Genomic DNA, 21,334 nt, shown 5'->3' with positions numbered 1-21,334 from the left:
GTTAGGAGGCCTTCCGTGCAGCGGCAAGGGCACCTTCGACGTCGCCCAGGAGTTCCTTCCAGCTGGCCACGAACTTGTCCAGGCCTTCGGATTCGAGGAGGGCGACAACCTCGTTGTAGGAGATACCCAGTGCGTCCAGCGCGTCCAGCGTGGCGTTGGCCTCGGTGTACGTGCCGGAGACGGTGTCGCCGGTGACGACGCCGTGGTCGAACGTGGCATCCAGGGTCTTCTCCGGCATGGTGTTCACGACGCCGGGGGCGGCCAGTTCGGTCACGTACAGGGTGTCCGGGTAAGCCGGGTCCTTGACGCCGGTGGAGGCCCACAGCGGACGCTGGGGGAGCGCGCCGGCTTCGGCCAGCAGTGCCCAGCGCTCGGTGGCGAAGAGCTCCTCGTAGACCTGGTACGCCAGGCGTGCGTTGGCCACGCCTGCCTTGCCCTTGAGTGCCTTGGCCTCGTCGGTGCCGATGGCGTCAAGGCGCTTGTCGATTTCGGAGTCCACGCGGGACACGAAGAACGACGCAACTGAGTGGATCTTGGACAGGTCGTGGCCGTTGTCCTTGGCCTGCTCCAGGCCGGACTGGAAGGCATTGATGACGGCGCGGTAGCGCTCGAGCGAGAAGATCAGGGTCACGTTGACGCTGATGCCCTCGGCCAGCGTCGCGGTGATCGCTTCGAGGCCTTCAAGGGTTGCCGGGATCTTGATGTGGACGTTGTCCTTGTTGACCTTCTTGTACAGGTGCTTGGCTTCGGCAATGGTGCCGGCCGTGTCCCAGGCAAGGCGCGGGTCAACTTCGATGGACACGCGGCCGTCAACACCGTTGGTGGCTGCTGCCACCGGTGCGAAGAGGTCGCAGGCGTCAGCGACGTCGGTGGTGGTGATTTCGAAGATGGTCTCCTCGACGCTGGCGCCGGCTGCTGCCTGCGCCGCGATGATGGCGTCGTAGTCCGTGCCGGCCGTGATGGCGGCGTGGAAGATGGACGGGTTGGTGGTCACACCAACAACGTTCTTCTCTTCGATCAGCTTCTGCAGCGTGCCGGTCTCAAGGCGGCTGCGGGAAAGGTCATCGAGCCAGATGGATACTCCGGCGTCGGAGAGCTGCTGTGTAGGGGTAGTCATGGTGATATCTCCTAAAATCTGGTTCAGGCCTGCAGGCCAGCGAGGGAGTCCTTGGCAGCGGCGGCGACAGCCGCCGCGGTGATGCCGAACTCCTGGAAAAGGCGCTTGTAGTCGGCGGAAGCGCCATAGTGCTCGAGCGAGATGGAACGTCCGGCGTCGCCGACGAATTCCCTCCAGCCCAGGGCCAGCCCGGCCTCGACGGAGACCCGGGCCTTGACGGCAGCGGGGAGCACGGACTCGCGGTAAGCGGCGTCCTGCTTGTTGAACCACTCCACGCAGGGCATGGAGACAACGCGGGCAGCGATGCCTTCAGCCTGGAGGGCTTCGCGGGCCTGGACGGCCAGCTGGACCTCGGAGCCGGTGCCGATCAGGATCACGTCGGCGGGGACGGTGGCGCCGTCCTTGGAAGCTTCAGCCAGGACGTAGCCGCCCTTGGCCACACCGGAAACGGAACCGAACGTGTCGCCGTCGGCTTCGCTTTCACCACGGGCATAGGTGGGGATGTTCTGGCGGGTCAGGACAATGCCGGCCGGGTTCTCGTGGTTCTCCAGCATGGTCTTCCATGCCACCGCGACCTCGTTGGCATCGCCGGGGCGGACCACGTCCAGGCCCACGATGGCGCGCAGGGAAGCGAGCTGTTCCACCGGCTGGTGGGTGGGGCCGTCTTCGCCCAGGCCGATGGAGTCGTGCGTCCAGACATACAGAGACGGAACACCCATCAGGGCGCCGAGCCGGATGGCGGGCCGCTGGTAGTCGCTGAAGATCAGGAACGTGCCGGAGAACGCGCGGGTCCGGCCGTGCAGGGCGATGCCGTTCACGATCGATGCCGCGGCGTGCTCACGGATGCCGAAGTGCAGGACCCGGCCGTAGGGGTTGCCGGACCAGGTATCGGTCTGCTTGGAGGCGGGCACGAACGACGGCGAGCCTTCGATGGTGGTGTTGTTGGACTCGGCGAGGTCGGCGGAGCCGCCCCAGAGCTCCGGCATGACCGGTCCGAGTGCGTTCAGGACCTTGCCGGAAGCGGCGCGGGTGGAGACGTCCTTGCCGGCCGGGAAGACCGGAAGCGCGGCGTCCAGGCCGTAGGGCAGTTCGCGGGCCTCGATGCGCTGCAGGAGTGCAGAGCCTTCGGGGTTGGCGGCCTGCCAGGCGTTGAAGGACTCTTCCCATTCCTTCTTGGCAGCGGCGCCGCGGTCCACGACGGAGCGGGCGTGGGCCAGGACTTCCTGGTCAACGTCGAAGGACTTGGCGGGGTCGAAGCCCAGCACGGACTTCAGGCCTGCGACTTCCTCTGCACCCAGTGCGGAACCGTGGATCTTGCCTGTGTTCTGCTTCTTGGGCGCCGGGTAGCCGATGATGGTGCGCAGCGAAATGATGGAGGGCTTGGACGTCTCGGCCTTGGCGGCGAGCAGTGCGGAGTAAAGCTCCTGCACGTCCTCTTTGTATTCGCCGGTCTTGGTCCAGTCGACGCGCTGGGTGTGCCAGCCGTAGGCTTCGTAGCGCTTGAGGACATCCTCGGTGAAGGAGATGTCGGTGTCGTCCTCGATGGAGATGTGGTTCTCATCGTAGACAACTACGAGGTTGCCCAGTTCCTGGTGGCCGGCCAGCGAGGACGCCTCGGACGTCACGCCTTCCTGCAGGTCCCCGTCGGAGGCGATAACCCAGATCGTGTGGTCGAAGGGGCTTTCGCCGGCCGCAGCATCGGCGTCGAACAGGCCGCGCATCCGGCGCTGGGAGTAGGCGAACCCGACCGACGAGGCCAGGCCCTGGCCCAGCGGCCCGGTGGTGATCTCCACACCGGCGGTGTGCTTGTACTCCGGGTGGCCCGGGGTCAGGGAATCCCAGGTGCGAAGTGCCTCAAGGTCCTTCAGTTCCAGGCCGTAGCCCGACAGGAACAGCTGGATGTAAAGGGTCAGCGACGTGTGGCCGGGAGACAGGATGAACCGATCGCGTCCCAGCCAGTCCGGGTTGCGCGGGTCGTGGCGCATCAGCTTCTGGAAGAGAAGGTAGGCGGCGGGTGCCAGGCTCATGGCCGTGCCCGGGTGGCCGTTACCGACCTTCTCGACGGCATCCGCAGCCAGAACGCGGATGGTGTCCACCGCGCGCTGGTCCAAGCTGGTCCATGACAGTTCTTGCTCTTCCAAATGTGGCACGAAAACCGGGCCCCTCTCTGTGCTGATGGTGGGCGGTACACGGGATCCGTTTCGGGGCACGCTATGGTGCCCGCTGCGGTGTGTACCAGCCGTTCACCATCGAAACGTTGATCTATCATTCAGCAGGGCTATGGGAACGCGTTATCCAACGCTTTTCTGCCGCTTGCTGATCTGGTGACAGCTTAGCTCGATTCCACACTGCGGTCAGTGCCAATCTCACCTTTTGGACGCAATTTCCCCTTATGTGAATCGCCATTTCGTGAGGTTGAGTTAATCTGCTCGAATCACCCTGCGCGCAATCATCAGGGCCTAATCAGGGGGCATCTGTTACAAATGCGCACGGTATGATATTTGGAGGCCGACGCCGGTAGCCGAGCCCTTTAGGGGCGGCGGCAGACCCGGGGCGTTGCCGGGACCTCTTCTGATGACCATTGGCGGGCTGCCCGGCGAACGGCCGCAAGACACAGCTGCACCGCCAGACAGAACTGCCAACCAGAACGGGTGACTGCCACCGTGAGCACAACAGATACGCCGCTTAATGCTTCCCGCACCAGAGGGGGAGCCGGGTTCGCCCGTAAGGCCAAGGCGTATTTCGCCCTCACTAAGCCGCGTGTCATTGAGTTGCTTCTGGTCAGCACCCTGCCCACCATGATCTACGCCGAGCGCGGCTTCCCGCCGATCGGTCTGATCCTGGCCACGCTGGTCGGCGGCGCGTTTGCTGCCGGCAGCGCCGGTGCCTTCAACTGCTACCTTGACCGCGACATCGACAAACTGATGCACCGGACCGAGAACCGTCCGCTCGTCACTGGCGAGGTGACCCCGCGCGAGGCGCTGGTGTTCTCCTGGCTGCTCGGGGCAGCCGCCATTGCTATTCTCTGGTTCGGCGCCAACCCGCTGGCCGCGTGGCTCGGATTAGCCGCAATTTTCTTCTATGTAGTCATCTACACCATCATCCTCAAGCGCCGCACCGCACAGAACATTGTGTGGGGTGGAGCCGCGGGCTGCTTCCCGGTGCTGATCGCCTGGGCCGCCGTGACCAACACCGTCGAATGGCCGGCCGTCATCCTGTTTATGGTCATCTTCCTCTGGACGCCGCCGCACTACTGGCCGCTTTCGATGCGTTACGGCGAGGACTACCGCAACGCCAACGTGCCCATGCTTGGGGCAATTGCCGGCGCCAAGGTGGTTTCCGTCCAGGTTGTCCTCTACGCCTGGGCCATGGTGGCCTGCTCGCTGCTGCTGGTCCCCGCCGGTGGCGCGGGCTGGGTCTACACGGCCACCGCAGTGTTGGCGGGTGCATGGTTCCTTTACGAGTCGCACTCCCTCCACAACCGGGCGCAGCGCGAGGACATCTCGGACAAGCGCGCAATGAAGGTCTTCCACGGCTCCATCAGTTACCTGACGCTGCTGTTCATCGCATTGGCCGTGGATCCGTTCGTCGGATCAGCGATCATCGGTTAGCAGTACCCCCATCCAACGCTCTCTCACTAAATGTGGGTTTCTTACCGACCCTCTACCTGCAGCTTTCTTAGCGGCCCTCTCACCAACGGTGAAGGAGGGTCGCTTCTTTGTCTCCAGGAGGTAAGGGAAGATCCTGCGAAACAACGCAGGGAATGAGACAGGGCCTGCCCACTTCCTGCATTAAGTGCGAGAGGGTCTGCCCACTTCCTGCATTAAGTGCGAGAGGGTCTGCCGATTCCATGCATCAAGTGAGAGAGCGTCCTTAAATGCGGGTGCCACGGTTCGTCGGGAACCGTGGCACTCCTGTTGGGCAAAAACAGTGGCGGCTACGAGACCGGGCTCGAGCGGGCGAGGTCGGCCGAGTTTGTTGCCGCGCTCATCAGCAGCGCCGCCCCCAGCATGTGGGCGCCCACCAGCAACGCGGGGATGCCGTTGTAGTACTGGGTGAAGCCGATGACGGCCTGCAGCAAGGTCACGGAAAGCAGCAACAGGACGGACGTGCGGAACGGGCCCTGGATCCGGCGGACAATGACCAGCACCAGTGCGAACAGTGTGCCGGCCGTGATTACGTACGCCGGAACGGCATGGATGTGGGAGAACAGGTCCCAGTCGAGGCCGTTGCGGGGCGCGTCGGCGTCACCGGCGTGGGGACCGGAGCCGGTCACCACTACGCCGAGCATTACGGCGAGGGCGGAGAAAAGCCCGACGGCGGCAGTCGCCGGACGCATAACGCCCGGCAAGGCGGGGAGCTGGACGCTGGCATGGCGGCCCGTCCTGCCGTAGGCCCGGTTGATGAGCAGCGTGGCAATCACCACGAGGGCCATGGAAACGAGGAAGTGCAGGCCCACCACCCACGGATTGAGGTTGGTCAGCACGGTGATGCCACCGATCACCGCCTGTGCAGGGATGCTGGCCAGCAGGCCCAGCGCCAGCAGGAAGAGGTCCCGGCGCTCCTTGCGAAGGTTCCACAAGTACACAAGCATGGCCAGCGCAACCGCCGCCAGGGCAAACGTCAGGAGCCGGTTGCCGAACTCAATGAAGCCGTGGATTCCCATTTCGGCAGTGTTGACCAAAGAGGTCTCGGTGCAGCGCGGCCAGGTGGGGCAGCCGAGGCCGGATGCAGTCAGCCGCACCGCCCCGCCGGTCACCACTAGCAGCGTCTGGCCAACCAGGGACGCCACCGCGAGGCGGCGGACGCTGTCGTCCACGGTTCGGGGCAGCCTCGCGATAAGGCGGCCGGCGATCTGGGGGAGGCGTGAAGCCGTGCTCACGGATATCTCAATTCCACTTGAACCAACGGATGGCTGCTGCTCCGGCAAGAACCGTCCAGAGCAGCAGGATAAGCGCGGCGCCGCCGTTAAACGAGCCGTGCAGGAAAGCTTCGCGCATGGCCTCGCCGAGTGCGCCAGAGGGCAGGTAGTGGACCGCTCCCTGCGCCAGTGCGGGCAGCCGTTCCGCTGGAATGACTATCCCTCCCAGGGCGCCCAGCAGGATCCACAGCAGATTGGTGATGGCGAGGGTTGCCTCGGGCCGGACTGTGCCTGCCACCAGGAGACCCAGCGCGGTGAACGCCACGGCGCCCAGGGCCAGCAGTGACAGCCCAGGGAGCCAGCCGGAGGCAGGCGGCTGCCAGCCCAACGGAAGCGCCACCAGCGTCACCACTGCCACCTGGAGGCAGAGCACCGCCAGGACCGCCAGCACCTTACCCGCGATGAGGCCTTCGCGGCCCAACGGTGTGGTGGACAGGTACCGGAGAACCCCGTACCGCCGGTCGAAGCCGGTGGCGATGCCCTGCCCGGTGAAGGCCGTGGACATGGCGCACAATGCCAGGATGCCGGGGACGGCCACATTGATACGGCTGGCTCCGAAACCGTCCAGGAAAGGAGTGACGGTGAGCCCCACCAGCGCCAGAAGCGGCAGGACGACTGCAAGGATCAGCTGCTCGCCGTTCCGGAGCATCGTCAGTGATTCGTACTTACCCTGCAGCAGGACACGGCGCAGCAGCGTGGCCGGTGCTCCCTGGGCGGCGGTGGCTGCGGGAGCCGTCATCGGATGTCCTTTCCCGAGATGTCCAGGAAGACATCTTCCAGGCTTCGTGCCGCCAAGCTCATGGAACCGGGCATCACGCCGTGGGCTGCCCACCAGGCGGTCAACGACGCGAGATCGCGGGGTGTCAGTGCACCCGAGGCCACGTAGCTTCCGGCCCGTGTTTCGGAGACGGCGATGGCATCGGGCAGCACACCGGTGAAATCCAGCCCCGGGGGAGCCTCGAACACCAGGGTGCGGACGTGGTCGGTGCCGGCCTCCACAGCCGGGTCCCGCTGCAGCAGCTGGGAAACTGTTCCCTCGGCGACGTTCCTGCCGGCGTCGATGATGTACACGTAGTCCGCCAGCCGCTGGGCGTCGTCCATCAGGTGTGTTGTCAGGATGATGCCCATCCCGGCCGCCCGCAGTTCCGAGATCAGCTCGAAGACCAGTTGCCGGGACTGGGGATCCAGGCCTGCGCTGGGCTCGTCCAGGAATAGGACTTCCGGATTGCCGATCAGTGCTGCGGCGAGGGCCAGACGCTGCTTCTGCCCACCGGAGAGTCTGCGCACGCTGGTCCTGGCGAAAGTATCAATGCCGAGCCGTTCCACCAGTTGGTCAACTGAGCGGGGCCGCGCGTACATTCCGGCGATGTGCCGCAACAGCGGGATGGGACGGGCCGACGGCGGGAGGCCACCGTCCTGAAGCATGACGCCGACGCGGGACCGCAGCTCAGCGCCCGAACGGCCCGGATCCTGGCCGAGCAGCGAGATGCTTCCGCCGCTGCGCTTCTGCAGGCCCTGGGCGCATTCGATGGTTGTGGTCTTTCCGGCTCCGTTGGCACCCAGGAGGGCCGTGACCTGGCCGCGTTCGGCCATAAGGGATACGCCGTTGACCACCCGGAGCATTTTTCCGTCCAGGCTGGCCAGCGGACCAACATCCTTAATTAACCCGCTGATGGACAGAACCGGGGATTCGGGGGATCGCACCCCAGCATTCTACGCGATGTAGTACTGGCGGGGCCGCAGGGAACTCCGCCCGCAGGTCAGCCTGACCTTACTAGAACGTGGGACTAAATTACGACATGATTGTGTTGTGTATTCCATGACCAATGCTACTGCTGTGCCGTTTGCCGGGCACGGAGCGCCGCGTACCGCCGCTGACCGCGGCCAGGTGGGCGCTGTGCCGGTGGCGGACTCGGACGAGCGTACCCGGGACCGGGTCCTTGGTGCCGTGCTTGAGCACGGCCCCATCAGCGCGGCGGAACTCGGCGACATGCTCGGTTTCACACCCGCCGCGGTCCGGAGGCATCTTGATCATCTGGCCCGCAGCGGGGTTATTGAGGTCAAGCGCGTGGCCAAGGCCGGCGCCGGCGCGGGACGTCCCGCCCGCCGCTACGTCCTGAGCTCGCAGGGCCAGTCCACGCTTGGCAATGATTACCTCGACATCGCCGCCCTCGCGCTCAAGCAGCTGCAGGCAGTGGCGGGCGAACAGGCAGTCCGCGCGTTCGCCGTCGAACGTTTTGCCGACATGGAACGCCGGTACGCGCCGGAGGTCGAACAGGCCGGACCGGACATCACCGCCAGGGCGCGGGCACTGTCCGCGGCGCTGAGCCGGGATGGCTTCGTGGCGTCAGCCGCCTCGATCGAGGCCAAAGCCCCGCTGCCGGCAGCACTGTCCAGCGTCCAGCTGTGCCAGGGGCACTGCCCCATCCAGCAGCTCGCCGCCCAGTTCCCTGTCTTCTGCGACGTGGAGACCGAAGTGTTCGCCCGGCTCGTAGGCGTTGACGTACGCCGGCTCTCCACGCTGGCTCGCGGTGGACACGTCTGCACCACCCATATACCCACAGGCCGGCTGGCTGCAGGGGGACCCCGCGTCCCGCAGGCAGCCCCCGCCAGCCTGGATGAAGTAACCAACCATCAGCAAGAAAGGCCGTGATGACGGACCAACTATCAGAGAAAGCGGTAGCCGAAGACACTGTGATCTCGGAGATTCTGGAAAAGAATCCCGAGCTCCACGGCATCGGCACGTACGAGTACGGCTGGTCTGACAAGAACGATGTCGGCGCCAACGCCCGCCGCGGCATCAATGAAGACGTCGTCCGCGACATCTCGGCCAAGAAGAGCGAGCCCGAATGGATGCTCGATCTTCGCCTCAAGGGCCTGAAGTACTTCGACCGCAAGCCCATGCCCACCTGGGGTGCAGACCTCTCCGGCATCGACTTCGACAACATCAAGTACTTTGTGCGGTCCACCGAGAAGCAGGCCACCAGCTGGGAGGACCTGCCCGAGGACATTAAAAACACGTACGACAAGCTCGGCATCCCCGAAGCCGAAAAGCAGCGCCTCGTCTCCGGCGTTGCCGCCCAGTACGAGTCCGAGGTTGTCTACCACCAGCTGCGTGAGGACCTTGAAAAGCAGGGCGTCATCTTCCTGGACACCGACACCGCGCTGCGCGAACACCCGGAGATCTTCCAGGAATACTTCGGCACCATCATTCCCGTGGGCGACAACAAGTTCGCGTCGCTGAACACGGCCGTCTGGTCCGGCGGTTCCTTTGTGTACGTCCCCAAGGGCGTCCACGTGGACATCCCGCTGCAGGCATACTTCCGCATCAACACGGAAAACATGGGCCAGTTCGAGCGCACCCTGATCATCGCCGACGAGGACTCCTACGTCCACTACATCGAAGGCTGCACCGCGCCGATCTACACCTCGGACTCGCTGCACTCCGCCGTGGTGGAAATCATCGTCAAGAAGGGCGCCCGCGTCCGCTACACCACCATCCAGAACTGGTCCACCAACGTGTACAACCTGGTGACCAAGCGTGCCATCTGCGAAGAAGGCGCCACCATGGAATGGGTTGACGGCAACATCGGCTCCAAGGTCACCATGAAGTACCCGGCCGTATACCTGGTAGGCGAGCACGCCAAGGGCGAGACCCTGTCCATCGCCTTCGCCGGCGCCGGCCAGCACCAGGACACCGGGTCCAAGATGGTTCACATCGCGCCGAACACCAAGAGCTCCATCATTTCCAAGTCCGTGGCCCGCGGCGGCGGGCGTGCTGCCTACCGCGGCCTCGTCCAGGTCCGTGAAGGTGCCAAGCACTCGGCAAACACCGTCCGATGCGACGCGCTGCTGGTGGACACCATCAGCCGTTCGGACACCTACCCGTACATCGACATCCGTGAGGATGACGTGGTGATGGGCCATGAAGCAACTGTTTCCCGGGTCAGCGAAGAGCAGCTCTTCTACCTGATGTCCCGCGGCATGCGCGAAGACGAGGCTATGGCGATGATCGTCCGTGGCTTCATTGAGCCCATCGCCCGCGAACTCCCGATGGAGTACGCACTTGAGCTGAACCGCCTGATTGAACTGCAGATGGAAGGGTCCGTCGGATAACGATGACTGAAATCACTACTGAAAAGGCCCGCATCGGCGCGCCCTCGGCCCAGCCGTTTATTAACGGTTTCACGGAAGAGGGCGAAAGCCTGTCTCCGATCAACTCGAACGCTTCCAAGGCCCCGCTGGCCGGCGAAGCCGTCAAGCGCCACTCGCACGGCGGCGGCGTCGGCATTCCAGACAGCTCACGCGCCGGCCGGCTGACCTCGTACAACCTGTCGGACTTCAAGCCGCTCACCGGGCTTGAAGAAGACTGGCGTTTCACCCCCCTCAAGCGCCTGCGCGGCCTGCACAGCGAGGTCCTGGCGGGAGTGGCTCCCGCCGTCACCGTCAGCGGCCCGGAGCAGATCACGGTTGAGACCGTGGCACGCGGCGACAAGCGCATCGGTTCGGCCGGCATCCCGGAAGACCGCGTGTCCGCCAACGCCTGGGAGAACTTCAGCGAAGCCACCGTCATCACCATCCCGGCCGAGTTTGAAGCCGACACCGAGGTCACCGTTGTGATCGAAGGCACCTCCACGGAGGCAGCCGCCCAGCACCTGGTGATCGTGGCGGAGAAGTTCTCCAAGGCCATTGTGGTCCTGAACCACCAGGGCTCGGCCGTGGTGTCCGAAAACATCGAAATCGTTGTTGAAGACGGCGCCAACCTGACGGTTGTCTCGCTCCAGGAATGGAACGACGACGCCGTCCACGCCTCCTCCCAGCAGGCGAAGATCGGCCGCGACGCCAAGTTCAAGCACGTGGTGGTCAGCCTCGGCGGGGATCTGGTCCGCGTCACGCCGTCCACCCGTTTCACCGCCCCCGGCGGCGAAGCGGAAATGTTCGGCCTGTACTTCGCCGACGCCGGCCAGCACCTGGAGCAGCGGCTCTTTGTTGACCACGCCGTGGCGAACTGCACCTCCAACGTGCTGTACAAGGGCGCGTTGCAGGGCCGTAATGCCCACGCTGTGTGGGTAGGCGACGTCCTGATCCGCAAGGAAGCCGAAGGCACCGACAGCTACGAGGCCAACCGCAACCTGCTGCTCACGGACGGCGCCCGCGCCGACTCCGTGCCGAACCTCGAGATCGAAACCGGCCTGATCAAGGGTGCCGGCCACGCCAGCGCCACCGGCCGGCTGGACGACGAGCACCTGTTCTACCTCATGGCCCGCGGCATCCCCGAGGATGTTGCCCGCCGCCTGGTGGTCCGTGGCTTCCTGCACGAGATCATCCAGCAGATCAAGGTACCGGCCCTCGAAGAGCGGCTCACCGAGGCTGTTGAGCGCGAACTCGCCGTGACGAACAACTAAACGGCGCGGAAAACAGATGACTGACCAGCCAAAGGGCGAATTTGTCTGCAAGACGGATGAAATCCAGCTCAAGCAGGCGCTCCGGATCCTGATCGATGACTACCCCGTAGCCATCGTGAAGGACTCCATGGGAGACATCCACGCCATCGGGGACACCTGCTCGCACGCGGACATCTCACTGTCCGAGGGCGAAGTGGAGGGCTGCATGATCGAATGCTGGGGCCACGGCTCCCAGTTCGACCTGCGCAGCGGTGAGCCGCTCCAGCTGCCCGCCTACGATCCCGTCCCGGTGTTCGCCGTCGAGATCGTCGGCGATGAGGTCTACGTGGACTTCACGAACGTGCTCAACGGAGCGGAAGCCCCGAACTTCAGCTAGCAGCATCAACCGGGCAGATCAGCCGCGAGCAGCAATACCAAGCAACAGAACCAAACTTCCAGATACAGACCGCACCACCGCCGGAGGGCGCGGTGCAGAGGAGAACAAGACCTATGTCTACTCTTGAGATCAAGGACCTGCACGTCAGCATTGACACGGAGCAGGGCACCAAGGAGATCCTGAAGGGCGTCAGCCTGACCATCAAGACCGGTCAGACCCACGCCATCATGGGCCCCAACGGTTCAGGCAAGTCCACCCTGGCATCCACCATTGCCGGGCACCCGCGCTACAAGGTCACCAACGGAACCATCACGCTCGACGGCGAAGATGTCCTCGCGATGACCGTTGACCAGCGGGCCCGCGCCGGCGTCTTCCTGGCCATGCAGTACCCCGTGGAGGTCCCCGGTGTCAGCATGACCAACTTCCTGCGCACCGCCAAGACCGCCATCGACGGCGAAGCACCCAAGCTGCGCACCTGGACCAAGGACGTCAAGGCGGCCATGGCCCAGCTTCGCATCGACGCAGACTTCGCCGAGCGCAACGTCAACGAGGGCTTCTCCGGCGGCGAGAAGAAGCGCGTGGAGATCCTCCAGCTGGAACTCTTCAAGCCGAAGTTCGCCATCCTCGACGAGACCGACTCAGGCCTGGACGTTGACGCCCTTAAGGTTGTCTCCGAAGGCGTCAACCGTGCACACGAAACGGGCAACATGGGCACGCTGCTCATCACGCACTACACCCGGATCCTGCGCTACATCAAGCCTGACTTCGTCCACGTCTTCGTAGACGGCCAGGTTGTCGAAGAGGGCGGCCCGGAACTGGCTGACCGCCTCGAAGACGAAGGCTACGACCGTTACGCCACGGGCGCCGGCGCAGCCACCATCGCTGCTGCCGCACAGGCCTAGATAGGACTTGCCATGACCGAAATCAATGCGGCCCGCACGGGCCTCGAAGATGTCGAAGAGGCACTCAAGGACGTCATCGACCCGGAACTCGGTGTGAACATCGTGGACCTCGGGCTGCTGTACGGCCTGAAGTACTCCGACGACGACGGCGCGCTGCTGATCGACATGACGCTCACCACGGCCGCTTGCCCGCTCACCGATGTCATCGAGGAGCAGGTAGGCAAGTCCCTTGACGGCGTCGTCGATGACTGGCGCCTGAACTGGGTGTGGATGCCGCCATGGGGTCCGGAGCGGATCACCGATGACGGCAAGGACCAGATGCGGGCCCTCGGCTTCAACATCTGATCCCCACCGCCTCCCTAGCCTCGCTTCGCTCGGCCAGGGAACCCTCCCCGCTACCTCCCCAATCTCGCAAGCTCGATCGGGGCCCCGCGGTAGCGTGGGCCCATGGCGTGGGCCCTGACATGAAAAGTACGACGACGGCCGGTTACCTCCCCAGCGGAGGTAGCCGGCCGTCGTCGTCCTCGATGGAATCAGAGAGTAGGCGCCGAGAATGTGTCGCACTGGTTGATGTCGCCGGTCTGGTAGCCGGTGTAGAACCATTTCTGGCGCTGTTCGCTGGATCCGTGCGTCCAGGCCTCGGGCGAGACCTGTCCAGTGGCGGCTTCCTGGATCCGGTCATCGCCCACCGCTGACGCTGCGGACAGGGCATCGTTTAGGTCCTGCTGGGTGATCGGTTCCAGGAACGGCTGGCCGTCGGGTCCGGGCTGGGTTGAGGCGTGCTTTACCCAGAGGCCGGCATAGCAGTCGGCCTGGAGTTCCACGCGGACGGCGCCCGACTCGGGCCCCTGCGGGTCCTGCTGCGCGCGGTCGATGTACCCCAGCACGTTCTGGATGTGGTGGCCGAATTCGTGCGCCACCACGTACTCCTGCGCCAGGGGACCTCCCGAGGATCCGAAGCGGTCCACGAGATCCTGGAAGAACCCGGGATCGAAGTAGGCGGTGCTGTCAGCCGGGCAGTAGAAGGGGCCCACCGCGCTGGAAGCCGTCCCGCACGCGCTGTTGACGGCCTGGTCGAAGATCACAGTCTCCGGCTGCGGGTACTGCACGTTGTATTGCTGGAGATACGCCGGCCAGAACGCGTTCAGGCTGTTCACCGTGCCGGTGATCCGGCAGTCCAGCCGCGCGTCGGCGTCGGCCCCCGTGGTGCAGGCCGGGGCCGTGCCCTGGTTCTGATCAGCCGTGCCCGCCCCGCCGGTCAGGCCTTCGAGCAAGGCGGGGTTGACGCCAAGGAGCACAGCTATCAGCAGGACGATTCCGCCACCGATGCCGCCGCCGACTTTGGCCCCACGGCCCATGCCCCGCCGGTCCTGGACCTGGGAAGGGTCCAGCTGCACGTTGTCATTGAAGCTCATGAAGTCACAATAGCCCTTAGCCGCACCACCGAAGCGGCGTCCGGCCGGTAAAGTTGGGACGATGCCTTTTCTCGATAGAATCCAGCGCTGGGCCGAAGAACGCCCCCATAACACCGCCGTGGTGGTGGCGGGCCGGCGCCTGCGCTGGGCTGAGCTCCGGGACGCCGCCGCAGCCGCCCTTCCCGAGACGGCAGCCGTCACCGTCCTTGCCGAGGCCAACTCGGTCGACTTCGCCGCAAGGTTCGCCGCAGCCGTTGCCGGCCGGCGGCAATGCGCCATCCTGGACCCGACCTGGCCGGAGTCCCTGCACCAGGAGATCGTTCAACGGCTGGCACAGTCGGCCAAGCCCGGCAGGGTTTCCGCAGCGGATGCCTTGGCGGACGGGCCGCCGGACTCGACGTTCCTGATCGGACTCACCTCCGACACCACGTCAGTGCCCAAGGCGTTTACCCGGTCCAGGCAGTCCTGGCGGCAGTCCTTTGACGCGTCCGTTGCGTTCTTCGGCCTCGACCAGGACGACGTCACGCTCGCGCCCGGGCCCTTGTCCGCCAGCCTTAACCTCTATGCCCTGGCTGAGTGCCTCTACGCCGGCTCTGAATTCCAGACGCTGGAGAGTTTCGACGTCGGTGATGTCCACGCCGCCATCACGCACGACGGCGTGACCCGGCTCATCCTCGTGCCCACTATGCTGCGGCTGCTCAGTGAGCGCGGCCTGACCGGCGGCGTGGATGCCTCCGGCATCCGTACCATCATCTGCGCCGGCTCGAAGCTGGACGCACGCACCCTCGAAGCGGCACGGCGCTGGGCGCCGAACGCCACCATCTTCGAGTACTACGGCGCGTCCGAACTGAGCTTTGTCTCCGGTGTGGGGCTGGCGGCGGGGGAGCTCCTGGACGCCGGGGGAACAGGCATCGGACACCCGTTCCCGGGCGTGGACGTCAGAATCCTGGACGATGAGGGTTCCGAACTGCAGGACGGCGAAGCCGGCAATATCTGTGTCCGCAGCGGTATGGTCAGCAACGGCTACCTGTGGGGTGACGACGGCCAGGCGCTGCGCTCCTTCAACGGCTGGTTCACGGTGGGGGACCAGGGCTACCTCGCCGACGGCGAACTGCACATCCTGGGCCGGCGCGCCGACATGATCCTGACATCGGGAAAGAACGTCTATCCGCACGAAGTGGAACTCGCCCTGGCGGCCGTGCCGGGGGTGGCTGCTGCGGTGGCCGCCGGAATACCCGATGATCTCCGCGGCCAGCGCGTGGTCGCCGGCGTCGTTCCGTCCCATGGCGGAGTCACGGCCATGCAGCTCAAGGCGGGACTCGAAAACATCCTGCCGCGGGACAAGAGGCCCCACCAGTACTTCGCGCTCTCCGAACTTCCCACCACGGACCGTGGCAAGGTCAGCCGGAACATCCTGCTGGACTGGATCGGCTCCAAGGACCCCAGGGCGCGGCACCTTGACCGCTGACCTGCTGCCCCATGGCATGCCGCCCGGCGACGTGCTGCCGGCGGACCGGCAGCCCGTGATCATCGCGGCGCGGCGTACCGCGGTCCGGCGCGCCAACGGTGCCCTGAAGGAACTGCGTGCGCACCAGCTTCTCGCACCGGTCCTGGTCAACCTGCTGGCAGACACCCACGTGCCGGCCGAAGAAGTCACGGATGTGGTGATCGGCAACGCCGTGGGCGGCGGCGGCAACGTGGCCCGCCTTGCCCTGCTTGAGGCAGGCCTGCCGGTCGGTGTCCCGGGACTGACCGTTGACCGCCAGTGCGGGTCAGGCCTGGATGCCATCGTTCTGGCCGCCCGACTGGTTGCCGCCGGCGGCAACCCCGTCTATCTCGCCGGAGGAGTGGAGAGCATCAGCACGGCTCCGCTGCGGGCCCACCGTAACGACGACGGCGAGCCCGACTTTTTTGCCCGGGCCCAGTTTGTGCCGCACAGCTTCGGCGACCCGGATATGGGGGTCGCGGCCGAGAACGTAGCGGCCCGGTTCACGGTCAGCCGGGAGCGGCAGGATGCCTCGGCGCTGCGCAGCCACCAGCGGGCGCTGGCCGCCGCTAAAGCAGGCTCTTTTGCCGGCGAGATCACCACCCTGGAGACGTCCGCTGGACCCATCAGCGCCGACGACGGCCCCCGCCCCGGCCTGTCCGCCGCGGTTCTCAAGCGGTTCCCGCCCGCCTTTGTGCCGGGAGGGACTGTCACCGCCGGGAACTCATGCTTCGACGCGGACGCCGCTTCCGCCGTCGTCGTTACTTCATTGCAGCGGGCACGGGAACTGGGAGCCACAGACGGGCTCCTGGTGCTGGCCACGGACACCGCCGGTGTGGACCCCGAACTGCTGGGGATCGGCGCAGCGGTTGCCGCGGAGCGGCTCCTGCAGGCGAGGGGGCTCTCGGCTGCCAGCGTGGACCTGGTGGAATTCAACGAAGCCTTCGCGTCCCAGACCCTGGCCTGCCTGGACCAGCTGGGCATTGATCCGGATCGGGTCAACCTTGACGGCGGGGCGCTGGCATTGGGCCACGCCTACGGGGCGTCCGGGGCCGTACTGGTGACCCGGCTTCTCGCGCAGGCCCGGCGTGCCGGCAATCCTGGATCGTTGGCGCTGGCGCTCATCAGTATTGCCGGCGGCATGGGCACGGCCGCGCTGCTGCGGTACGAGTTGCTGGCCGGCGCCCACCAGGTCCCCTAAGCAGCAAGAAATTGCCAGCAGCCCGTCAGTCTTCCGCGTCGCCCAGCCCGCGGGCAGCCAGCGCTTCGCCGGTCTGACGGGCGAAGGCCACGGTGGTGATGAAGACTGGCAGCACGAGGGCACGCGGGTTGCGCTCAAGCCCGCGGGCCCGGGCGGAATCCCTGACGTCTGCAAAGGCGCCGGCGATATACGGGATGCTGCGGAGCATGATGGCGATGGTCAGCGCAAAACGTTCAGGGTCCGCGCCAAAGCGGCGGAACGGCGTGGCCAGCGACACCACGCCGTCCAGGATCCGCTGCATGGGCGTGGTGGCCGTCAGCAGGGACGCCGCCACCACGCAGACCATGATGTTCAGGACAATCCGGGCGGCTGTGGGTCCGCCCAGCTGCCACCACTGGAACAGGCCGATAACCACCAGCACCACGGCAACAGGACGGACAGCACTTACGAGTCGCCGGGCTCCGGCGCCTGTCAGGAGAAACAGCACGCCGAGGGCGGCCAGCACAGCGGCGGAAACCAGCCAGTCGACCACCAGGAAGGACACTAGGCCGCAGCCCACCACCAGCAGGAACTTCACTGCCAGCGGCGTCCGGTGGATGACGGAATTCCCCGGGACGTAGTTGGCCAGCAGGAAGCCGTGCCCTCTCATGGCGCGGCCAGGCCGTGGGTGACCAGCGCCCGGTACGCGTCCACGGCTGCCGCCGCGCCGCCGTCGAACATCACGCGCCCTGCCTCCACCACCAGCACGCGGTCCATTTCCAGGGCAAGGTCGAGGTCGTGTGTGGACATCACGATCTGCTGGTCGAGGCCGGCCAGCGTGCGGCGCAGGAGTTCACGGTTCCGGAGGTCCAGGAGGGTTGACGGTTCATCCAGCACCAGCACAGCGGGGTTCACGGCCAGCACAGCGGCGAGGGCCATCAGCTGGCGCTCACCGCCGGAGAGTTCGTAGATGCTTTGGTCCGCGAGCGGCATCAGGCCGAGGCGCTCCAGGGCCGCTTCGGCCAGCCTGCGCCGCTCCGCCCCGTTGCGGACCTGGCGGCGGAGCGAAAGCTCCACGTCTTCGCGCCCCGTTGGCATCACCAGCTGCGACAAGGGATCCGTGAAGACGAACCCCACCTGCCTGCGGACCGCACGCACGGCACGGACGGTGTCGGCGCCGTCCACCGACACTGAGCCGGAACTTGGCTGGACCAGGCCGTTAATCATTCGCAGCAGCGTGGACTTACCGGACCCGTTGGCCCCGATCACGCCGATGCGCTGTTCGGTCAGGTCAAGCGTGACGTCCTGGAGCAGGGACTTGGGTTCCGGGCGGTTGTCAACGGCGACGGCCACGGATGCCTGCCGGAATGAAATGGTTGCCATGGCGGGACTAGTTGTTGATCCGCTTCACCCGGCGGACCAGGACGTCGGGGAATGCCCGGTGCAATGCCACGGCGATCACCGCGGCGAGGATGTTCTTAATCACGTCACCGGGGTAGAAGATCAGGTCTGCGAGGAAGGCTTCACCTAGCGACGCTTTGGTGTTCAGGGCGATCCCGGCAACTCCGAGGGTGTGCACGACGGCGATGCTGGTGACCATCGCCGACGCGAAGAACCACAGCGCCCGGGCGCGTGTTGTCCGCCGGATCACCACGGTGGCAAGCCAGCCTACAACGGCTGCCGCGATGGGGAAAGCAATGATGTAGCCGGCCGACGGTCCGGCCAGGATGCCCAGGCCGCTGCGGCCCTGGCTGAAGATCGGCAGGCCGGCCAGGCCCAGGAGGATGTACAGGCCGACGGCGGCGAAACCCCGGCCCGGGCCCAGCATCAGTCCGGTGAGCATCACCGCAAGGGTCTGGAAAGTGATGGGGATGCCGAACACGTTCGCCGCGATGCCGGGCACCATGGCGGAGCCGGCAACGAGTGCAGCGAAGACGGCGATCAGGCCTAAGTCGGTAGCGTTCCAGCGGTTCCGGAGGCGGGAAGCGGTGCCGTTGACGGCAGTGTCAGTCTGGCTCATGGGGTGTTCCTGTCGTGGTTGTACAAGCGAAGCATGGGGTGATCCTGACGTTACCGGCCGCCGTCGGGCGCCATTTTGTAGGGGACCTACTAAGCGGGAAGCCCGAGACTGACGGCAGGGCACAAACGCTGAGTCAACGCACGACGGCGGTGCTGCGGTTATGGGGTCAAGCTGAGGCCGGTAGACTTGGAAAGGCCGTTCTGTCGGCCATTCTGCCGGCTGCTTCCAGACATCACCCGTTGAGCTGCGGCGTTTCCCTGTTGTGAAAGGCCTTACCTGCTGTGATTACTGTCCAGGATCTTGAACTGCGCGCCGGCGCCCGGCTCCTCATGGACCAGGTGAGCTTCCGCATCGACAAGGGCGACAAGATCGGCCTCGTCGGCCGTAACGGCGCAGGCAAGACGACCCTGACCCGGGTGCTCGCGGGCGAAGGCCAGCCCGCCGGCGGCAAGGTTACGCGCAGCGGCGAGATCGGCTACCTGCCGCAGGATCCCCGGACCCCGGACATGGAACAGCTGGCCCGCGACCGCATCCTCTCCGCCCGCGGCCTGGACATCGCCGTCAACAAGCTCAAGCAGACGCATGAGGACATGGCCAGCGAGGACACCGAGATCCAGCGCAAGGCGATGAACCGCTATGACCGGCTGGAATCCGAGTTCCTGGCCGCCGGCGGATACGCGGCCGAGGCCGAGGCCGCCGCGATCTGCTCCAACCTGGCCCTCCCGGACCGGCTGCTGAACCAGCCGCTCAAGACCCTGTCCGGCGGCCAGCGCCGTCGTGTGGAACTCGCCCGGATCCTGTACTCGGACGCCGAAACGATGCTCCTCGATGAGCCCACCAACCACCTCGACGCGGATTCCATCACCTGGCTCCGCGAGTTCCTGAAGAACCACCAGGGCGGCCTGATCGTGATCAGCCACGACACCGAGCTGCTCGAAGCCACCGTCAACAAAGTGTTCCTGCTTGATCCCAACCGCGCCAAGGTCGACTTCTACAACATGAACTGGAAGCGCTACCTGCTCCAGCGCGAAACGGATGAGCGCGCCCGCAAGCGTGAGCGCGCCAACGCGGAGAAGAAGGCCCAGGTCCTCATCGACCAGGCCAACAAAATGCGCGCCAAGGCCACCAAGGCCGTGGCAGCGCAGAACATGGCCAAGCGTGCCGAACGTCTCCTGGGCGGCCTCGAAGCCGTCCGCGCGACCGACCGCGTGGCAGCCCTGCGCTTCCCGGATCCGTCACCCTGCGGCAAGACCCCGCTAACCGCGGACGGACTCAGCAAGTCCTACGGCTCACTGGAGATCTTCACCGACGTGGACCTGGCCATCGACCGCGGCTCCAAGGTGGTTATCCTGGGCCTCAACGGCGCCGGCAAGACCACGCTCCTGCGGATGCTTGCCGGCGTCGACAAGCCGGACACCGGCGAGGTCGTTGCGGGCCACGGCCTGAAGGTGGGCTACTACGCCCAAGAGCACGAGACGCTCGACGTGGACCGCACCGTCCTGCAAAACATGCGCTCCTCGGCCCCGGACATGAACGACGCAGAGGTCCGCAACATCCTGGGCTCGTTCCTGTTCTCCGGAGACGACGTCGACAAGCCCGCCGGTGTGCTCTCCGGCGGCGAGAAGACCCGGCTGGCCCTGGCCACCATCGTGGCCTCAAGCGCGAACGTGTTGCTCCTTGACGAGCCCACTAACAACCTCGACCCGGCCAGCCGCGCCGAAATCCTCGGGGCCCTGAGCAACTACACCGGCGCCGTCGTCCTCGTGAGCCACGATGAAGGTGCCGTCGAAGCGCTGAACCCCGAGCGCGTCGTGCTGCTGCCCGACGGCATCGAGGACCACTGGAACGAAGACTACCTGGACCTGATTACGCTGGCTTAGTCTTGGCGGCCCTGCTTGCGTTCGGTGCTTGGGTCGCGTTCGCTCCGCAACGCGCGTGATTTCCCGCGTGCTGGCTCGTCCCTCGCCTCTGACGCACGCTACATAAATCACCCACGCTGCTCCGCTTGCGGTCCGGCCACCTTTGGGCGATTCAGCGGACCGTTAATTCTTCGGCGTTTGTGATCCTTCTTAGCTGTTCGTAGGTGATGCTGAACATTGAGTTGTGGTCTCCTGCTCCGGCCCAGAGGAGCTGGTGGGCTTTGAGGGAGTTGTCCAGGAGTGTCCTGATCTTTGTCGGGTGGCCTATCGGGGCTACTCCGCCTACTTCCTGGCCTGTGTGGTGCAGGACGAAGGTGGCGGTGGCCCGGCGGATCTTTCCTGTTCCCAGCTGCGCCGCCACGAGCTTTGTGTCTACCTTGGCGGCACCACTGGCCAGGATCAGGAGCGGGGCGCCGTCGGCATCGAAGATCAGGCTGTTGGTAATGGCCGCGACGTTGCAGCCGAGCGCCTCAGCCGCGGCAGCCGCCGTCGGGACCTTGGTGTCGAAGATCCGCACTGTGTCCTGGACACCGGCCGCGGTCAGGGCGCTTTTCACATTCGCCACTGGGACGGCAACTTCCACACTATGCATG

Annotated in this window: 20 protein-coding genes; 10 read left to right on the top strand and 10 right to left on the bottom strand. The window is 65.5% G+C overall.

All coding sequences use genetic code 11. The features are described from left to right. Nucleotide 1: 1 nt before the first annotated feature. Nucleotides 2–1,117, bottom strand: a complete 1,116-nt coding sequence (tal, locus tag ACX80V_RS02715) for a transaldolase (RefSeq protein WP_056339800.1) — start codon at nt 1,115–1,117, stop codon at nt 2–4. 23 nt (nt 1,118–1,140) lie between these two features. Then, nucleotides 1,141–3,258, bottom strand: coding sequence for a transketolase (tkt, locus tag ACX80V_RS02710; RefSeq protein ID WP_485842049.1), 2,118 nt, complete (start codon nt 3,256–3,258; stop codon nt 1,141–1,143). Nucleotides 3,259–3,768: 510 nt separating this feature from the next. Between tkt and ACX80V_RS02705 the strand changes: the two genes are divergently transcribed. Beyond that, a complete protein-coding gene (locus tag ACX80V_RS02705) occupies nt 3,769–4,728 on the top strand; it encodes a heme o synthase (protein WP_485841839.1) in 960 nt (319 codons plus the stop codon). 326 nt (nt 4,729–5,054) lie between these two features. Here the strand turns inward: ACX80V_RS02705 and ACX80V_RS02700 are convergent, their stop codons facing one another. The 3 genes from ACX80V_RS02700 to ACX80V_RS02690 are packed head-to-tail and all read right to left on the bottom strand — an operon-like array spanning nt 5,055 to nt 7,742. Beyond that, the gene (locus ACX80V_RS02700) at nt 5,055–5,999 is read right to left on the bottom strand and encodes a COX15/CtaA family protein (RefSeq protein ID WP_485841838.1); all 945 of its coding nucleotides are present in this window, start codon (nt 5,997–5,999) and stop codon (nt 5,055–5,057) included. Between the two features lie 7 nt (nt 6,000–6,006). Continuing rightward, nucleotides 6,007–6,777 (bottom strand): ABC transporter permease, encoded by a 771-nt coding sequence (locus ACX80V_RS02695; protein WP_485841837.1) that lies wholly within the window; start codon nt 6,775–6,777, stop codon nt 6,007–6,009. Next, nucleotides 6,774–7,742 (bottom strand): ABC transporter ATP-binding protein, encoded by a 969-nt coding sequence (locus tag ACX80V_RS02690; RefSeq protein WP_485841836.1) that lies wholly within the window; start codon nt 7,740–7,742, stop codon nt 6,774–6,776. The genes ACX80V_RS02695 and ACX80V_RS02690 overlap by 4 nt, the downstream gene beginning before the upstream one ends. A gap of 106 nt (nt 7,743–7,848) precedes the next feature. On the opposite strand from ACX80V_RS02690, the gene ACX80V_RS02685 reads away from it, so the two are divergent. From ACX80V_RS02685 to ACX80V_RS02660, 6 genes are all read left to right on the top strand, one after another. Continuing rightward, nucleotides 7,849–8,691 (top strand): helix-turn-helix transcriptional regulator, encoded by an 843-nt coding sequence (locus tag ACX80V_RS02685; RefSeq protein WP_485841835.1) that lies wholly within the window; start codon nt 7,849–7,851, stop codon nt 8,689–8,691. Then, nucleotides 8,691–10,154 carry a Fe-S cluster assembly protein SufB gene (sufB, locus tag ACX80V_RS02680; RefSeq protein ID WP_252565310.1) on the top strand — a complete coding sequence of 488 codons (1,464 nt, stop codon included), beginning with the start codon at nt 8,691–8,693 and terminating at the stop codon, nt 10,152–10,154. The genes ACX80V_RS02685 and sufB overlap by 1 nt, the downstream gene beginning before the upstream one ends. A 2-nt stretch (nt 10,155–10,156) precedes the next feature. Beyond that, a complete protein-coding gene (sufD, locus tag ACX80V_RS02675; protein WP_485841834.1) occupies nt 10,157–11,443 on the top strand; it encodes a Fe-S cluster assembly protein SufD in 1,287 nt (428 codons plus the stop codon). 16 nt (nt 11,444–11,459) lie between these two features. After that, complete coding sequence (locus tag ACX80V_RS02670; protein ID WP_056339825.1) at nt 11,460–11,819, top strand: non-heme iron oxygenase ferredoxin subunit; 360 nt, start codon at nt 11,460–11,462, stop codon at nt 11,817–11,819. Nucleotides 11,820–11,932: 113 nt separating this feature from the next. Further along, complete coding sequence (gene sufC, locus ACX80V_RS02665; RefSeq protein WP_485841833.1) at nt 11,933–12,721, top strand: Fe-S cluster assembly ATPase SufC; 789 nt, start codon at nt 11,933–11,935, stop codon at nt 12,719–12,721. 12 nt (nt 12,722–12,733) lie between these two features. After that, nucleotides 12,734–13,066 (top strand): metal-sulfur cluster assembly factor, encoded by a 333-nt coding sequence (locus ACX80V_RS02660; protein WP_056339832.1) that lies wholly within the window; start codon nt 12,734–12,736, stop codon nt 13,064–13,066. Nucleotides 13,067–13,254: 188 nt separating this feature from the next. Here ACX80V_RS02660 and ypfJ read toward each other — a convergent pair whose 3' ends face one another. Continuing rightward, nucleotides 13,255–14,136 carry a KPN_02809 family neutral zinc metallopeptidase gene (gene ypfJ / locus ACX80V_RS02655; protein WP_485841832.1) on the bottom strand — a complete coding sequence of 294 codons (882 nt, stop codon included), beginning with the start codon at nt 14,134–14,136 and terminating at the stop codon, nt 13,255–13,257. A gap of 61 nt (nt 14,137–14,197) precedes the next feature. On the opposite strand from ypfJ, the gene ACX80V_RS02650 reads away from it, so the two are divergent. Together ACX80V_RS02650 and ACX80V_RS02645 are read left to right on the top strand one after the other, a co-directional pair. Further along, the gene (locus ACX80V_RS02650; RefSeq protein WP_485841831.1) at nt 14,198–15,604 is read left to right on the top strand and encodes a class I adenylate-forming enzyme family protein; all 1,407 of its coding nucleotides are present in this window, start codon (nt 14,198–14,200) and stop codon (nt 15,602–15,604) included. A gap of 16 nt (nt 15,605–15,620) precedes the next feature. Continuing rightward, entirely contained in the window at nt 15,621–16,823 is a 1,203-nt protein-coding gene (locus ACX80V_RS02645) for a thiolase family protein (RefSeq protein WP_485842048.1), read from the top strand. A gap of 25 nt (nt 16,824–16,848) precedes the next feature. Here the strand turns inward: ACX80V_RS02645 and ACX80V_RS02640 are convergent, their stop codons facing one another. Genes ACX80V_RS02640 through ACX80V_RS02630 form a run of 3 tightly spaced genes read right to left on the bottom strand, consistent with a single transcriptional unit; the run spans nt 16,849 to nt 18,822 of the window. Next, complete coding sequence (locus ACX80V_RS02640; protein ID WP_485841830.1) at nt 16,849–17,472, bottom strand: energy-coupling factor transporter transmembrane component T family protein; 624 nt, start codon at nt 17,470–17,472, stop codon at nt 16,849–16,851. Then, entirely contained in the window at nt 17,469–18,185 is a 717-nt protein-coding gene (locus ACX80V_RS02635) for an energy-coupling factor ABC transporter ATP-binding protein (protein ID WP_485841829.1), read from the bottom strand. The genes ACX80V_RS02640 and ACX80V_RS02635 overlap by 4 nt, the downstream gene beginning before the upstream one ends. Before the next feature lie 7 nt (nt 18,186–18,192). Further along, the gene (locus tag ACX80V_RS02630; protein ID WP_485841828.1) at nt 18,193–18,822 is read right to left on the bottom strand and encodes a biotin transporter BioY; all 630 of its coding nucleotides are present in this window, start codon (nt 18,820–18,822) and stop codon (nt 18,193–18,195) included. A gap of 281 nt (nt 18,823–19,103) precedes the next feature. Here ACX80V_RS02630 and ACX80V_RS02625 point away from each other — a divergent pair, with 281 nt between their 5' ends. Next, on the top strand, nt 19,104–20,702 hold the full coding sequence (locus ACX80V_RS02625) for an ABC-F family ATP-binding cassette domain-containing protein (RefSeq protein ID WP_056339851.1): 1,599 nt from the start codon (nt 19,104–19,106) through the stop codon (nt 20,700–20,702). Nucleotides 20,703–20,853: 151 nt separating this feature from the next. Here ACX80V_RS02625 and ACX80V_RS02620 read toward each other — a convergent pair whose 3' ends face one another. Continuing rightward, nucleotides 20,854–21,333, bottom strand: a complete 480-nt coding sequence (locus tag ACX80V_RS02620) for a YbaK/EbsC family protein (RefSeq protein ID WP_485841827.1) — start codon at nt 21,331–21,333, stop codon at nt 20,854–20,856. Between the last annotated feature and the right edge of the window lies 1 nt (nt 21,334).

This window comes from Pseudarthrobacter arbutini, from assembly GCF_054510915.1.
This window is presented reverse-complemented; position numbering and strand designations above follow the sequence as displayed.

What these genes read in the sequence shown, in the direction of transcription:
- ACX80V_RS02660 (WP_056339832.1), top strand. Translation starts at nt 12,734, where the DNA reads ATGACCGAAATCAATGCGGCCCGCACGGGCCTCGAAGATGTCGAAGAG.
- ACX80V_RS02640 (WP_485841830.1), bottom strand. Translation starts at nt 17,472, where the DNA reads ATGAGAGGGCACGGCTTCCTGCTGGCCAACTACGTCCCGGGGAATTCC.
- ACX80V_RS02650 (WP_485841831.1), top strand. Translation starts at nt 14,198, where the DNA reads ATGCCTTTTCTCGATAGAATCCAGCGCTGGGCCGAAGAACGCCCCCAT.
- ypfJ (WP_485841832.1), bottom strand. Translation starts at nt 14,136, where the DNA reads ATGAGCTTCAATGACAACGTGCAGCTGGACCCTTCCCAGGTCCAGGAC.
- ACX80V_RS02695 (WP_485841837.1), bottom strand. Translation starts at nt 6,777, where the DNA reads ATGACGGCTCCCGCAGCCACCGCCGCCCAGGGAGCACCGGCCACGCTG.
- ACX80V_RS02645 (WP_485842048.1), top strand. Translation starts at nt 15,621, where the DNA reads ATGCCGCCCGGCGACGTGCTGCCGGCGGACCGGCAGCCCGTGATCATC.
- sufD (WP_485841834.1), top strand. Translation starts at nt 10,157, where the DNA reads ATGACTGAAATCACTACTGAAAAGGCCCGCATCGGCGCGCCCTCGGCC.
- ACX80V_RS02620 (WP_485841827.1), bottom strand. Translation starts at nt 21,333, where the DNA reads ATGCATAGTGTGGAAGTTGCCGTCCCAGTGGCGAATGTGAAAAGCGCC.
- ACX80V_RS02635 (WP_485841829.1), bottom strand. Translation starts at nt 18,185, where the DNA reads ATGGCAACCATTTCATTCCGGCAGGCATCCGTGGCCGTCGCCGTTGAC.
- ACX80V_RS02670 (WP_056339825.1), top strand. Translation starts at nt 11,460, where the DNA reads ATGACTGACCAGCCAAAGGGCGAATTTGTCTGCAAGACGGATGAAATC.
- sufC (WP_485841833.1), top strand. Translation starts at nt 11,933, where the DNA reads ATGTCTACTCTTGAGATCAAGGACCTGCACGTCAGCATTGACACGGAG.
- tal (WP_056339800.1), bottom strand. Translation starts at nt 1,117, where the DNA reads ATGACTACCCCTACACAGCAGCTCTCCGACGCCGGAGTATCCATCTGG.
- ACX80V_RS02630 (WP_485841828.1), bottom strand. Translation starts at nt 18,822, where the DNA reads ATGAGCCAGACTGACACTGCCGTCAACGGCACCGCTTCCCGCCTCCGG.
- sufB (WP_252565310.1), top strand. Translation starts at nt 8,691, where the DNA reads ATGACGGACCAACTATCAGAGAAAGCGGTAGCCGAAGACACTGTGATC.